At 58.6% G+C, this 14,206-nt stretch carries 16 protein-coding genes; 6 read left to right on the forward strand and 10 right to left on the reverse strand.

All coding sequences use genetic code 11. The features are described 5' to 3' along the window. Window positions 1–867: 867 nt before the first annotated feature. The 9 genes from trfA to mobA all read right to left on the reverse strand — a co-directional run bounded on the left by trfA (window position 868) and on the right by mobA (window position 8,930). On the reverse strand, window positions 868–1,716 hold the full coding sequence (gene trfA, locus RV045_RS13970; protein ID WP_423236409.1) for a plasmid replication initiator TrfA: 849 nt from the start codon (window positions 1,714–1,716) through the stop codon (window positions 868–870). Further along, window positions 1,713–1,925, reverse strand: coding sequence for a hypothetical protein (locus RV045_RS13975; protein ID WP_423236410.1), 213 nt, complete (start codon window positions 1,923–1,925; stop codon window positions 1,713–1,715). Before RV045_RS13975 ends, trfA begins: the two co-directional genes overlap by 4 nt. A gap of 10 nt (window positions 1,926–1,935) precedes the next feature. Continuing rightward, window positions 1,936–2,199, reverse strand: coding sequence for a hypothetical protein (locus RV045_RS13980; protein ID WP_423236411.1), 264 nt, complete (start codon window positions 2,197–2,199; stop codon window positions 1,936–1,938). Between the two features lie 44 nt (window positions 2,200–2,243). Beyond that, entirely contained in the window at window positions 2,244–2,867 is a 624-nt protein-coding gene (locus RV045_RS13985; protein WP_423236412.1) for an AAA family ATPase, read from the reverse strand. Between the two features lie 106 nt (window positions 2,868–2,973). Continuing rightward, window positions 2,974–4,497 (reverse strand): Eco57I restriction-modification methylase domain-containing protein, encoded by a 1,524-nt coding sequence (locus RV045_RS13990; protein WP_423236413.1) that lies wholly within the window; start codon window positions 4,495–4,497, stop codon window positions 2,974–2,976. A gap of 2 nt (window positions 4,498–4,499) precedes the next feature. Beyond that, entirely contained in the window at window positions 4,500–5,477 is a 978-nt protein-coding gene (locus RV045_RS13995) for a XamI family restriction endonuclease (protein ID WP_423236414.1), read from the reverse strand. A gap of 22 nt (window positions 5,478–5,499) precedes the next feature. Further along, the gene (locus RV045_RS14000; protein ID WP_423236415.1) at window positions 5,500–6,072 is read right to left on the reverse strand and encodes a recombinase family protein; all 573 of its coding nucleotides are present in this window, start codon (window positions 6,070–6,072) and stop codon (window positions 5,500–5,502) included. A 334-nt stretch (window positions 6,073–6,406) separates the two neighbouring features. Next, a complete protein-coding gene (gene traI, locus RV045_RS14005) occupies window positions 6,407–8,638 on the reverse strand; it encodes a TraI/MobA(P) family conjugative relaxase (RefSeq protein WP_423236416.1) in 2,232 nt (743 codons plus the stop codon). After that, window positions 8,607–8,930: a plasmid mobilization protein MobA gene (gene mobA / locus RV045_RS14010; protein ID WP_423236417.1), complete on the reverse strand. Its 324-nt coding sequence runs from the start codon at window positions 8,928–8,930 to the stop codon at window positions 8,607–8,609. Before mobA ends, traI begins: the two co-directional genes overlap by 32 nt. Window positions 8,931–9,343: 413 nt before the next feature. Here mobA and RV045_RS14015 point away from each other — a divergent pair, with 413 nt between their 5' ends. From RV045_RS14015 to trbJ, 5 genes are all read left to right on the forward strand, one after another. Continuing rightward, window positions 9,344–9,658, forward strand: a complete 315-nt coding sequence (locus tag RV045_RS14015; RefSeq protein WP_423236418.1) for a hypothetical protein — start codon at window positions 9,344–9,346, stop codon at window positions 9,656–9,658. 373 nt (window positions 9,659–10,031) lie between these two features. After that, a complete protein-coding gene (locus tag RV045_RS14020) occupies window positions 10,032–10,355 on the forward strand; it encodes a hypothetical protein (protein ID WP_423236419.1) in 324 nt (107 codons plus the stop codon). Beyond that, a complete protein-coding gene (locus RV045_RS14025) occupies window positions 10,352–10,753 on the forward strand; it encodes a hypothetical protein (RefSeq protein WP_423236420.1) in 402 nt (133 codons plus the stop codon). The genes RV045_RS14020 and RV045_RS14025 overlap by 4 nt, the downstream gene beginning before the upstream one ends. Next, window positions 10,750–12,414 carry a P-type conjugative transfer protein TrbL gene (trbL, locus tag RV045_RS14030; protein ID WP_423236421.1) on the forward strand — a complete coding sequence of 555 codons (1,665 nt, stop codon included), beginning with the start codon at window positions 10,750–10,752 and terminating at the stop codon, window positions 12,412–12,414. The genes RV045_RS14025 and trbL overlap by 4 nt, the downstream gene beginning before the upstream one ends. 39 nt (window positions 12,415–12,453) lie before the next feature. Continuing rightward, window positions 12,454–13,185, forward strand: a complete 732-nt coding sequence (gene trbJ / locus RV045_RS14035) for a P-type conjugative transfer protein TrbJ (protein ID WP_423236422.1) — start codon at window positions 12,454–12,456, stop codon at window positions 13,183–13,185. A gap of 133 nt (window positions 13,186–13,318) precedes the next feature. Here trbJ and RV045_RS14040 read toward each other — a convergent pair whose 3' ends face one another. Further along, on the reverse strand, window positions 13,319–13,477 hold the full coding sequence (locus tag RV045_RS14040; RefSeq protein ID WP_423236423.1) for a hypothetical protein: 159 nt from the start codon (window positions 13,475–13,477) through the stop codon (window positions 13,319–13,321). Window positions 13,478–13,764: 287 nt separating this feature from the next. Here RV045_RS14040 and RV045_RS14045 point away from each other — a divergent pair, with 287 nt between their 5' ends. Further along, window positions 13,765–14,022 carry a hypothetical protein gene (locus RV045_RS14045; protein ID WP_423236424.1) on the forward strand — a complete coding sequence of 86 codons (258 nt, stop codon included), beginning with the start codon at window positions 13,765–13,767 and terminating at the stop codon, window positions 14,020–14,022. The last annotated feature ends 184 nt before the right edge of the window (window positions 14,023–14,206 follow it).

Raw genomic sequence — 14,206 nt, forward strand, 5'->3', positions numbered from 1 at the left:
GGGGCATCTTCGTCTCGTGAAAACAGCCGCATAGTTCTCATTCCAACAGACGGATACGCTAGCGCCCTTCGCATGCTTTATTTTCCGTTTTCTGAGACGACCCCTTGAGGCTCTGGCGCAGCCGCTAAGGCCTCGTCGCCCTCTTTTTCCAAGTGCAGCGCGGGCGGGTTTCTTTTTCTGGATAGCCTAGCGGGGGAGCCGAAACCGCCTCAAGGCGGTTTTGGGGGCCGCAGGCCCCGGGGGGGTCGAGTCCGGCGCGAAGGCGAAGCCGCAGCGCGACAGGGGGGAACTGCGTTCCCCCGCGGACTGTCTTCGCCCGCCTCCGCGGGCGCGGTTCTTTCATCGGGGGTCGTCGGCGCGATAGCGCCTTTCACCCCCTCCGGGGGGCACTTATCAAAGGTCTTGGCACGCTGCCGACGTGAGAGGAACGCTATCCCGGTGCCCAGCTCGGCAAGGCGCTGAAGCCCGAAGGGGCCGAGACGCGCAGCGGCTCGATGCGAAGCACGACATTGCCGGTTCCTGCCCTGGCAGGAATGCCCCTGCACTTGGTGCCCGTGGTGCTTGTCCACAGGCCAGCATGGTTAAAGATAGGTTAAAACAGGTTAAAGCAAAAAAGGCCCCGAAAATTACTTATGAACCAAGCGCTTACGAGACCCACTCAGAATGCTATCCCGACATCGTGGAATGCTATCCCGACGCGGTGGAATGCTATCCCGATGGCACTGGAATGCTATCCCGACGCCCAAAACCGGCTGTCCATAGGCCCAAGAAGGGGCGTTTGACCCCCTCAAAGTGGAATGCTATCCCGACGCCTGGCCCGTCCGGTGGTGACAGAACTGGAATGCTATCCCGACGCTCTGACACCAATCAGAGCTTCGTCCAGACGGCTTGAACCTCCCGGCGCGAACTTGGCTCGATCCTGGCTCCGGCGATGATCTCCAGGCGCTCCAGTTCGCCCATAGCCTCGCCAAAGGCCTCCTTGAACTTGTTCATGGGGCTGCTGTAGTCCATCCACTCTTTGAGCAGCTTCAGGCCGATGCGGTGAATCCCCGGCTCGTGCGACGCAAGGTAGTTCTGAAGCCACTTCGCCATGTCCACGCGCTTGTGCAGTTGCTTGCGTTTCTCCCAGTCGATCAGTGCATATTCCTTGTTGTGGAACAGGGCAAGGATGCGCGGGTCGAACTTGATGAAGTAGGTGTCAGCCTCGGGGTCGTAGTCGAATGAGTCCACCAGGTGCAGGCCGGAAGATTTCGGCGTCCCGCCGATCTTGTACCGCTTGGCCTCGATTTCGATAGCGCACAGGAACAGTCGCCGAAAGGCCTCATGGAGCCATTCATAGTCGCTCTTGCCGTTGCTGCGCCCGATGGCCTTGAGGAAGGTTCCCCGCTTGATGATGACCCGCTCGCCCAGGGGCGCGCGGTGGGCCTCGTAGAGCGCCTGCATGAAGACATCGCAGTCGGCCATGTCGAGCTGCTTGCCGGTGAACAGGATTTTCACGTCAACCCTGCTGGCGATCTCCGAGCGGTCGTGCTGCTTGCGACGGCCTGGCGCGATGGGTGCGAACAGCGAAGACCTGGCGAGGTGGTTCGGGATGGCACGCTCAAGCTCTGGCCACAGCGGGAGCTGTCGGCGCTCTGGCGGGGCGGCGGGGGCGCTGGCCGCGCGCTCTTTGATCTTGGCCAGTACCGAATCAAATGACTTTGGCGCGCTGCTCATTCGGTGCCCTCCTCTGCCCCGCCCGCCGGCGGCGCGTCCAGCTCGCGCCTGGTGCCGTCCGGTGCCGTCTCGATGATCTTGCCGCCTTCCATGTGGTAGGTCGGGATGCCCCGCGCGTGTAGGTCGGCCACGGCGCAGCGAACAGCCTCTTTCGCCTGGGCGTCCAGCTCGGCGAAGGTCTTTCCGAAAAAGCGCTTGTGGTCGCTCATGGCCGCACCCTCACGCGCTCTGCGCGGTCTGCTGAAGATAGAGGTCGAGGGCTTCGACAAATATTTCCTGGCTCCTCTTGTCGAGCTTCACGCCCAAGGTTTTCAAGGCCTCGTAACGCTCGCGGTCGAGCTTGACGGTCAAGGCCTTGTAGTAATCGGGCGCGGCGGTCTTGGCCGCAGCGCGCGCCGGGGCCTCGGCCTGGTGGGTCACGGCGGGCATTGCCTGGCCCTTCTTGGCGACCAGGCCGGAAGTGAGGCTCGCTGTCTTTGCCATGCTGATAAATCCTGTACGTAAGTGCGGTTATACGTAATTTTATCTTACTTCTTGCGGATTTGCGCAGATACGTACATCCACAATTCCATAATTTCCGCAGCGGATCGGCCTCCGGCGTCGATCTCCTGGACGGTGCGCCCGTCGATCATCGAAGCGGCGAAGTCGGTGCGTTGGTAGAGCGTCACCGGGGCCACGGTGCCGTGCTGGCTGAGGGCGATAGCGGCTTCCCCGGTGATCTTGGCCCGCTGCGCGGCCCCGTTGATGACGAAGACCATGCGCTTGCCTGCCGCCTCGGCCAGCTCGACCGTAGAACCTACGGCGCGCAGGTCATGCGGGCTTGGCCTGGTCGGGATCAGCACCAGGTCGGCCACGGCCAGCACCTTGCGAATGGTGTCGGTGACTGCCGGGGGCGTGTCGATGATCGCCAGCTTCACCCCGGCCTTTTCGAGCTGCTTCAGGTGGCCGGGCAGGTTGGCGATATCCACCGACGCGAAGGCGGGGGCCTCGGCCTGGCGCTCGTTCCACCAGCACGCAAGACTGCCTTGCGGATCGGTGTCGATCAGTGCCACCGGCCCCGCGCCTTGGATTTCAGCCATCACGCCTAGGTGCCCGGCGATAGTGGTCTTGCCGACGCCACCCTTCTGGCTCGCTATCACTAATGTACGCATATGCGGCACTCCTTTGATACGTTATCACATCACAGCGCAAATACGTATTTATTAATTTAAAAGCACGTCAATTAATGCGGTGTGATAGCGACCACTCGACATCACATTAAAACTCTAGCAATGCTGAAATTTCCTGAGCACAGACCCTGGCCAGCTCCTTTGGCTCCATCTTATACAAACCGCCGCCGTATATACGACCCTCACTCATCAACGACTCAGGACGAATATTATTCAACTTTTTCCACACACTGCGAAGCACATCAGGACGACCATTCAGCTTCGCTTCGACATGTGGCTTCGGGTAAAGCATTAAATAAGCATTGGCAACAACAGCACGCGAGTGGTTCAATAAGAACCTGAACGGGTTTTCAGTAGCACAATCACTACGCCCCATGTAAGTACAAACAAATGGCGCTGGGCGGCGATCTTCCTGCTTGTACCAAATAGGTCGAGACTTGCAGAGATAGCGCGAACCCATTTCCTCTTTGCCTGACTCAAGGTAACGCCAGAGACTTCGATGTTTGGATTTTATTTCACTCTCTGGCAAGCTGCAATTTAGTAAGAAAAGTGATTGCGCCAAAACTGGATTACCTTGATCGTCAGCCTGAATTTCATCACTCTTGAGATAGCGCGGGCTGGGCAAAATTGGCCTGAAAAACTCCATTGGCAGGTCAAGCTCTGCAATTTTCTCTCGGCTCAAAATGAAAAAATCATTGCTGCCAGTGGCTATGCCGCGCTTGATGCTGAAAAAGTCCGAAAGGATTGGCGTATCAATAGCCGCCCTAATCTCTTGCCTTGGGAATCTTGTCCATTTAGCTTCGTTAGCCAGCTCAATCGATGCAATTTGGCGCGATATAGCGGGCGCAGTGTGCGTACCACCATAAGAAAATTCAACCGCGTGTCCTGCTGGTGGTTTGGACTTTTTGAACCAGACCACTGCCGAAGAGACTAGCGCATCATCAAACTGAACATCGTTCGGATCGAAACGATGAATTCGCTGCAGCGTGACCTCTTCTAGAAGATAACGCTTCAATTCACGCCCGTAATTTACGTCCATGAACTCACTCGGGATCAGCCAGCCAGCAACACCATCATCACTCATCCAGCGATGCGACAACGCCATGAAATGGCAATAAAGACCTGCCAAACCAGATAACTTCACACCTGCAGACTCCTTGCTCACGATCTGCAAACGGCGCTTTTCATCGGCTCCAAGATGATGATGTCGAACGTAAGGAGGGTTGCAGATTAGTAGATTGAAGCCATCGCACGGCGGCTGGGCTTGGGTGAAGTCAGAAAGCTCCATATCAAGGCCTGAACTAGCCCATAAATCGCGGGCAGGCTCTCCATAGTGAGGGTCGACCTCGTAGCCTTTCGCAGCCTCTACCGGCCTGCGTCCAATCATTTCGCGCAGCGCCGAATAGAACGAACCTGTGCCAATGGCTGGATCAAGAAAACGAACTCGCTCCCCTTTTGGCATCAAGCTCAGCCCATACGACAACACCTCCCGAGCCAGCACAGTCGGGGTCGCAAACTGGCCAAGTTTGTTCCGCTCTAGTGCCGTTTTTTGGGCATCCAGCCCGTTCTGAATCGATAAGCGAAGTGTTTCGTGATGAACGCGCTGTTCCATATTCAGATCCCGTATTGAGCCAAATCGTCGATCCGGTGTTCCCACACCCAGTCGATTCCCTCTGCTGCTTCATACCCGAGATAGCCGCTATCAAAATACCCGCAGAGGAACAAGCCAAAGCGAATCGTCGGCCCGTAAGTGCTCCGCAGTTGCGACATCTTTTGAGCCTCTTCCTTTCGGCGCTTGTTCACGTTGGTGAAGTCGCCCGCAGATTTAGCCTCAATCAGCAGAGGGAAATCACCTGGAGCTGCTGATTTTGGCATGATGACTGCATCGACAGGGATATTCACCATTTTTTCTTCGTTATTATCCGTAATCATCTTGATTTGGACATTCATTCGGAACGAATAAGTACCGGGCTGCATCTGATTGAATTTCACCCCATTGGTTGCAACGTGCTGTGTGTACCCACGTTCCTGCAACCAAGCTGCTATTACAGCGAGCTGCCTCTTTTCTTGAGCATTACGAATAATCGGGTCAGAGACGGCGCCGCACAAACGATCAGCAACAACAGTGGCTGCTCGGGTCACTTCACTGTCCGTTGCAGATTCTTCACGATCAAGCCAGACGAAAATATCTGGATCAGCCATTTTTTCAATGATCGCGCCAATTTTCACCAATTCGGCATCTAGTTGAGCGACAGGCATTCGTGGTGGTATGCGCGGCGTATCTGCATCTTCCATGCTCGCAACGAGATTTTTGGAAATTCCAGCCAATCCAATCAATCGGTCTCTTGCAATGGGCGGACAAGTAGACATGCGCAACATCGGCAGAACTCTGGGATGCTCTTTCAATAATTCTGGTGTCACGTTGGTGAGGTTGTCCGTCGACCGCAAAGCGAATTCAACTTGCTCCGCCGTTTTGACTCGCGTCTCCCGGAATGCCTTCGGTGCAAATTCCATAAACCATGAGTTATATAAATCAACCGACCGTCCAATGTCAGCTTTCCACAGATCAGGCTTGTCCCTGTTAATACTCATTTACTTATCTTCATATTGCTTATTAAGTGTTGCATGGCGACACCACACCAACATGGTTATACACCGTTGTTCTCGAAACACCATATCGGCGAGCCACATCTGCCACATTGCTTTTTGGATCTCCCAAAAGTAGCTTAATCTCTCGCAACTGTTTGTCGTCAAGTTTCGGCTTTCTACCGCCACATCGACCACGAGCACGAGCCGCTATCAAACCGGCCTGTGTACGCTCTCGAATCAAGTTTCTCTCAAATTCAGATAATGCAGCAAACACATGAAAAATCAGCTTACCCGCTGCGCTGCCGGTTTCGATCTTCTCTGTCAGGCTCTCAAAGCCGATACCGTCCCTCTCAAACTCTGCCACGATCTGCACAAGATCAGGCAAAGAGCGGCCCAACCTATCCAGTCGCCACACCACAAGCGTATCCCCGGAACGTAGCGCCTTGCGACAGTGCTCCAGCTCTGGTCGATCAATATTTTTCCCGCTGGCCGATTCCTCATAGACGACATTGCACCCGGCCTGCTTTAGCGCATCACGCTGCAAATCCAAGTTTTGATCGTCTGTTGAGACTCGTGCGTATCCGACACGTTGATTCATGAACAATACCGAAACATTGAAAAATTGACGACTATTTTAACACTTTAAGAGGAAGAAAACACCTCAAAAAGCAGCTTAGCCAGAGCGTACACAAAACCACCGTTTAATGAACACCTTGACTCCGAGCAAGTCGCCACGCGCGAAAGCCTTCGTCGTCGATCTGCATAAAGGTTATGCCGCGCACTGCGGCCCCGTCTGTGATAGGGCAACCATGGGCGGCGCTGTTGCGTGCCCATTGGTTAATCGTCCATGCTGCATCACGGTCGAAATATAATATGTAATTACGCTAATGCGTAGATACGTATATTTGCGAATAAAGCAAGTATTCCGCACTTCACAGGGTGAGGCTCTTGCCTCGCGTTTGCGGCTGAATGGGAACCGCCTTACCCCTAGTGTCGGCGTAGCTAATGGCAAGGTGTTGGCCGGTCTTCGGTCGCTGACCTGGTGGCAGGTGAGCGAACCGGGCTTTGTCGTGGATCGCAGCCACGGTCGGGGAAACGCGCTGCACGTAGTGATGGGCTGTTTCTCCCACGATCTGCCCCCGCGCGGTCGCACCTTCGCCGATGGCATGCAGGCGCACTCCTTGGCCGATGGCCTGGCGGGCGAGCTGCTCGGCCTCCTGCCGGGACTGCTCGGCAGTCTTGGGCGCTGCCGCCAGCTCGGCGGGCTTGGTCGGCGCGGCGAGCTGCTGCCGGTGCTGCTCGATGGCCTGGTCGGTGAACGTCACCCGTAGGCCGTGCCTCGCGGCCACGGCTGCGACTTGGCGCTTGAATGCGTCGCTGCCTGTCACGTCCAGCCGCTGACCGTACTTCTGTTGTGCGAGCTTCAGCCCGGCGAGGATCACGGCATCGTCGTTCGCGGCCTGGAAGGTGATGCGCCGCCCGTGGTCGGTGAAGGCTGCACGCCCGGCCACCTGATAGATCACGTCGCCAGTCTGCCGGTTGACCTGGTAGGTCATCGCCTTGACCGTCTTGAACTCGAAGGCCTGCGGCTCCTGGTCGGCTTCGCCCGGTGCCTTCAGGCCCGGCAAGCCCTCCCGCTTCTGCTCAGCCCACTGCCATTGGCGCAGCTTGCGCTTGTCGGCGTAGACGTAGCCACGCAAGGCGCTGATTGCTGCCGGATGCCCGGCCTCGGCCTGGTCGGCAACCCACTCGCGGTAGTTCTGCACCTTGCCAATGGCCGCTCGGTCGCGCTTCATGGCCTCGCGCAGCTCCGCCCGCTGCTTGACCGTCTCGGCGGCAAGAACTGAAAGCATGGCCTTCTTCATGGGGGCTGGGTGGTCGCCCGACTGGATGGCCTTGCGTTGGGCCTGCGCCTGCTCGGTGATGGTCTTGCCCTTCAGGGCATAGGTTGCCTTGAGCGCCTGCACCTGTTTGGCGATGTCATCAGCAAGCGGCCTCTTCGCCTGGTCGTACAGCTCCCGCAGCTCGCGGCGCTGTTGCGCACGCAGCTCGGCGCGCTCCGCGCGGCTCAAGGGATCGCGGCTCGGCTTGCGCTCCGGGTTGTACGTCTGCGCTGGCTGCTCGATCTCCGGGGCGGTCTGGTAGGGGCCTAGCTGCTTCTCAAGTCGGGTTTTGCTCAGGCGCTCGTGCATGTCGCTGGCCTTGATGGGCGTCTGCTCCGGGTTGCTGCGGTCGTAGACCGCGAAGCCTTGCCCCTTCTGGCGCAGCTCAAGCCCATAGCGGCCCATGACCTGGTGCAGCTCGCCCCAGCTCAACGAAGGCGACTTCAGGGCCTCAACGATGGCCGCGCGCGGCTCTCCCCTGGCGTAGCTGAATAGACTTTCTCGCCCGTGGACTTCCATGTCGCGGGCTTTGGTGGGGGCCTTCTCTTTGGTGTTGCGCGTGTCCTTGCTGGCCCAATCAATGACGGTTTCCCCGTCTCGCTCGAACACGGCAAAGGCCCCCTTGTCGTGCCCAAGCCCATAGCGAAGCTCGATCTCGCGCATGGCCCGCGCACCCTTGTAGTGGTCGCGGTCGGGATAGACGGCCTTGTAAGTCTCTGGATGCACACGATTCACGGCGACGTGAACATGCAGGTTGTCGGTGTCGGCGTGGATGGCAGCCGCGTACTGGTGGCCCTCAAAGCCGAGGCCCTTCATGGTGTGCCTGGCAATGTCGAACATCGCTTCATTGGGCAGGCGCTCGCCCTTCTTCAAGCTCACCAGGAAGTGATAAACCGGGTCTTTGATGCGCGGGTTCAGGGCCGCGACAGCCTGCATTTCAGCGGCGGCGGTGTCGATGTCCAGGCAGTTGGTTTCCATCGGCACAGTGGGCGCGGGACGGCCTCGACCTGTGCCACCCATGCGCAAGGTCTGGACGTTGCTCAAGGTGCGCGCCTGGCGCAGCGGTGCCCGCTGCTCGATGTCATCCAGTCCGGGCAAGTCCTCCAACGTCAGCAGCTCGCCGCGCAGGTGCTCGGGCATGCCCTCGAATAGCTCGCTCTCGATCAGCGGGGCGGTGGATTCTCGGCATTCATGCGTGTCCTCGCGCCCGATGTAGGACACCAAGGCAGCGAAGCTAGAACGCCCGTCGTTACGCTTGGCCGTCGCCTTGAAGATCGCCACGGCCTAGCCTCTCGATTGCATCCTTGATCGCGCGAAGGATGTCGGCGGTTTCCTTGCTGTAGCTGCCGCCTGTGTCGTTGTGAATCTTCTTCTGAAGGCCTCCAAGGCGGCGCAGCTCGTTGATGACCTGGGCATCGATGGTGCTGCGAGTCTTGCGGCCAAGCGCCGCCGCTCGGAAGAACTCCGATACGGTCACGCCACCGTCGCGCGCCTTCTCGCGGATGGCCTCGGCCTCATCCGGCGTGAGGCGCACCGCTAGGGCGACGGTCTTCTTTCTCTGCTCGCTGCTCATCGTTCCTCGAATGCTTCGTTTCCGCTCATGTTTTGCTACCGTCCCGGCAGTGCTGATGTTTTGCAGATGTTTTGCTGATTTTTTGCGGATGCCTGGCCTCGCGCTGCTGATCTTTTGCTTATGTTTTGCTGATCTGCGCCCGCCTTGCGGGCCTGCATAAGCAGAAGGTCAGCAAAACATAAGCAGCTCCCCACGGGCGCGGCGGGTGAGGGGTCTCGGGGCGTAGCCCTGAGCAGGTAGGTTAGGCCAGCAAAGGGAGTGCAACGACTGGCGCGGGCCGGTGGAATGCCGCGTCAGCGGTATTACAAACCCTATCCTGTCCTCCTATTTTCTTCGTCGTAATTTGATGATAACATGCGTCCAACGTTGGGGACAGTCCAAGCGTTGAACTCACAGCACAGAAAGGAGCGAACTTGGGTATCTCGATTGACACCATCGAGCGCCTGAAATCGAAGCTGCAAACAGTGCCGCCGAAGCCGCGCACCGTGGTCGAGTCGAACAAGGAAGCGGTGTTGATGCTCCGCGCCGAGATCGAGCAACTAAGAGCCAGCGGTCACGACTGGAACGATGTCGCCGAACTGCTCAAAGACGATGGGCAAGGAAGCGGGATCACGGTCAAAGGATCGACACTGAAGTCGTTCCTCGCGGCCCCGAGGACCAGCAGCACTAGGCGCAACCGGAAAGAAAAGGGGCAACCCAGCAAGGGCGACAACTGGCCCGAGCTGTAGCCTTCGTCAGCCGCAAACCCTAAAATTGCACTGACTTGAACGTGACCACTGCATGCAGCGTGTCCCCTGTGAAAGCAGGTCGGGAGGAAGTAGCGAAAGCGACACCCCTCGCTAGTCTCAGAGCCTAAAGCCGGGCATATTTGCCCTACATCCGCGCGGTCGTATCGGGATCGGCGGTGATAACCGGCCAAGGTTCGTACCGATGGATTCAGCCACCGCGCGCTGATACTGAAGCCGGACCCGGCATAGCTCCCGTGAAACAGACCACGGCGAGACAGGTGATCGAAGTTCGTTCCTCAACGGGCTTTCCTGTCTTCGGGTCGGTTCTCGCTCTCCCTCCGGCATGGAAGCCCACACCTGAAAGGGCTAGGCCATGTCGCAACTCAAACCGTACCGGGGGCAGTCCCCGGATGTCGTTGACGCGGATTTCCGCGTCGTCCCCACTCTCCCAGCTCGCGCCTCGCGGTCGCTGCCGATTTTTCGGCTGCTGACTGTCACGCCGATTCTGATTGCCATGTTCGGCGGGGCTCTCAATCTGTGGTCTAGCAATACCGCCATGCTTGGCGCGTTCGCTGGCACGTTCGCCCTAGTCGGACTGAATGCCTGGTTCGATCCCTCCCGGCTGCGTCCTCTAGCAGTGCCGCTTGCGGTCATGGCTGGCCTGGCTGTGCTTTTCCTGGTCGGGAGTGGCGTATGAAGTGGCTCAAGAACTCCGTCCAGCTCGTCGGCTCGGTTCATCAAGAGATTGTGGCAATGCCCGCCTACGCTCGCCGCAAGGGCTGGGCACGGGTGGCGGTTGTCCTGGTCATCGCTGCCTGCATCGCCGCCCTGACAGGCTGCGGCAAGACCGACGAGCCTGCGCAGACCTCGGCCAGCGACTACAGCGCAGAGATTGCGAAACTGTCCAAAGATCGCGCCAAGTTCAAGGCTGAGGTCGTCAAGTGTGACCAAGTAATCAATGCCCGCATGAAGGCAGGTGACTACTCCCATGATGCACGCTGCGGTGCTCTGACGGCGGCATTCTATTCGTCCAGTGAGCACAAGGGCTACAAAGGCGGCTGGCCTCCTGGCGATGGGAAAGGGGGCCAGAAATGAGCACGCGCCGCACTCATGTTCTGTGGCTAGCGACACTTGCTGCTGGCCTGTCGCTCTTGGCAGGCTCTGCGTTCGCTCAAGTCGCACCAAACACCGCCATCCTGGACGGCATATCGGACTCCTACGAAGCCGCTGCGACAGGGTGGATGGGGCCGATGTTGGCCTACGCGAATCGACTGTTTGCGTTGCTGCTGACTATCGAGCTGGCCGTCACCGGCGCGAAGTACGTGCTTGAGAAAGACGACACGCGAACCCTCATCGCGGCCATGGTCAGCAAGATTCTGGGCGTCGGCTTTTTCTACGCGCTCTTACAGTTCGCCCCAACATGGATACCCGCGCTCATGAACTCGTTTCGTGACGCTGGAGCAACGGTGGGCGGGGTGGGGGTACTCAGTCCATCAGCAGTGTTCGCTCAAGGCCTGAACTTCGTCATCATCATCTTCAGGTCCATTTCAGACATGGACATGTGGGATGCGATTGGCGTCGTCTTGGCAGCGCTCCCCGCTGCAGTGTTCATCATCATCGCCTTCGTGGTGGTCGCTGGCCAGCTACTTGTGACGCTCATTGAGAGCTACTTCGTCATCTCAGCGGCAGTCATCTTCCTGGGCTTCGGTGGTTCGCGATGGACGCAGGATTTCGTTCAGAAGTACCTCGGCTATGCGATTGCGGTCGGGGTCAAGCTCATGACCATCTACCTCCTGATCGGGGCCAGCTCTACCCTTTTCAACGGCTGGGCAGCTCTGCTGAATGCGGCGACATCTGGCCTGCAATTCATCATCAATGCCTGGGTGGTGATGGGTGGCGCCGCCTTCTTCGCCTTCCTGGCCTGGATGATTCCATCGATGGCCTCCTCGATGCTATCGGGTGCTCCCTCGCTCACTAGCGGGACGGCTGCGGGCGTCATTGGTGGCATGGTTGCGGGGGGCATCGGGGCTGCGGCCACGGCTGGCAAAGGCCTGGGCAAAATCGCGGAAGCCGCAGGCGTGGCCTTCAAGGGTGGCGGCGGGGGTGGTTCGCCCGGCCTTGCTGGCAGTTCGGCAGCTGGAAGCCTGTCCACCCTCGCAGGGACTGTTGGTGCTTCCTCGGGTTCGTCGGTCGGCTTTGATCAAGTTGCGCCACCAGCCAGTTCTGGCAGCTCACCCGCAGCGCCGCACGCGGCTGGAAATGGCGGGGTAACCCCCGCCTCTGGATCGGCCTCGGCTCGGTCGACGGCGGCAAGCTCGACCGGCGATCAACGCTCGATGCCTTCGGGTAACTCGTCCACGCCTGCCGCGCCGCTTTCTGGTGCCCCTGACTCTGGCTCGGCACAAGCATCGCAAGGTGGCAAGGTCAGCAGCTCAAGTGCAAAGGCATCCAGCTCGAACACCGAGGCATCTGCTGCCGTCTCTGCCGCAGCTTCTCGGCCTGTCGTGGATGACTTCGGTTCTGTGGTGCCGCCCTCCGAGTCGAAGGGTTCTAGTCCGGCCAGTGCCGCCACGTCCACTCCGGCCACTGAATCCAACGGGATCAGCGCTGAAGAGTCGAACGTCGGCCCACCAGGTGAAGCCGAAAATGGCCCCGGACTTTTGGATCGCCTTCGCAACGTGAAACCGCCACAGCTTCAGTCGGACACCGCACCAAGCGCAACCGTTCAGATCCGCTTCGACAGCGGTCGAGATTAACGCATCAACGCAAATACGTATTTAATTGAAAGGATCATCATGAAGAAGACCCTCATTGCCTTCATCGTGTCGGCCTCTCTGGTGGCCGCAGTGCCGCCCTCGTTTGCTGGCTCCGTTGCGGGCTTCGGCGGTTCGACCGAGATCACCCAACTCGCCAATAACATCGAGCTGGCGAATTCGTACCTCCAGCAAGTGCAGTCCTACGCGACGCAGTTGCAGCAGTATCAGAACATGCTTCAGAACACCTTCAACATTCCGGCCCAGGTGTGGGGCGCGATAGAAGGCGACTTGAGGGGAGTGGCCGACGTTGTCCAGCAAGGCCAGGCGCTGGCCTACTCAGCGACGAACATCGCCAGTCAGTTCGAGAACACCTTCAAGGGCTTCACCTTCACCGGCACCGACTTCAAGAAGGAGTACCGGGACTTGTCGCGCAAGACCTTGGACACCTTGAAGGGTTCGCTCATGGCAGCAAACATGCAGTCGAACCAGTTCGCCACTGAGGAAATGACGCTGAAGCAGCTCCGCACGATGTCACAAAACGCCACCGGCCAGATGCAAGCGATTCAGGTCGGCTCGCAGATCGCAGAGCAACAAGTCCAGCAGCTCCAAAAGCTGCGGCAACTCATGATGGCCCAGCTCAACCAGCAAAACACCTACCTCGCCGGGCAAGAACAAAAGGAAGCCACGCGCAAGGTGGCAGCGGATCGCGCCTTCGACGTTGGCGACCCCACGACTAACACCCACAAGGGCTACAAAGGCGGTTGGAAGTAAGGCCAACAGGCGGGGCGCGGTCAAGCATGGCCGCCCGCCGCGCAAACGCTCTGAGTCCCCGGCAGAGTCCCGCCGAATAGCCGGGGACACCTACACCAAGGCCCGCCACAGTGCGGGCCTTTCTTCGTCCTGGTCAGCTCGTCGAGCCTTCGACCTGGCGCAACTGGTCGGCGGCTTGCCGCTGCGCTTCGCTGGGCGGCTCCGCGAAGGTCACGAAGGCGGGAAGCGGGTACAGCTCGCGGTCGCCGGGCGCGGCGTCCGTGGTTCTGGTCGTCGTGTCGGTGTCGTTCATGGGTTCGTTCTCCTGGTGTACTGGTGACAGGCCTTCGCGTGGCCGCCGTCTACCTGGTCAACCCGCGCCGGGCGATGCCCGGAAAACAGCGACCGCATAGGGTGCGTCTCAGAAAACGGAAATAAAGCACGGTAAGTGATCTGCTGATGGCAGGCGTTGTGACATGGCCCGCACCAGTCAAGTGCAGCCGAGTTGCAAAATTTAATTTAATGAACTAAACTTCTTGCGCCTGGATCACTGAAGACACGCCGCAAGTGGCGGTCTTTAAACATACCTTAGAGGGTAAAATGGGCAAAGAAACAAAATTCATAACGCAGGCCGTAGCAGCCTTGGCCAAGGCACAGGCTGCGATGGCCGAGCGAATTGACCGTCACGAAAAAATTATCGATTCGCAGGTGCGCGAGATCACGGAGCTTCAGTCGCAGGTCTTGAACATCCGCAATGCTGCGATCAAGACGGATCTTGAGGCTGGGATGTCTGGGCGAGAAGTTGCTCTGAAATATGCGCTCTCGCCCGGGCGAGTTTCACAAATTCGCAACTCGTGAGGGGGATGGTGATGACTGACTCTTGGTGCAACCCCATTAAGTCCAAAAATGGGAACTTTGTGAGCGGCGGCGCTGCACGCAATGTACGAATTTCAGCGTCTGGAGGAATGGACAGGATCATTGAAGAGGTCGCGAAAGAAGCGGCCACTGCGGCACTTAACCGTGCTGATAGAGCAGTCCGAAA

The sequence above is a fragment of the Amphibiibacter pelophylacis genome (assembly GCF_037688875.1).
Classification (GTDB): domain Bacteria; phylum Pseudomonadota; class Gammaproteobacteria; order Burkholderiales; family Burkholderiaceae_C; genus Amphibiibacter; species Amphibiibacter pelophylacis.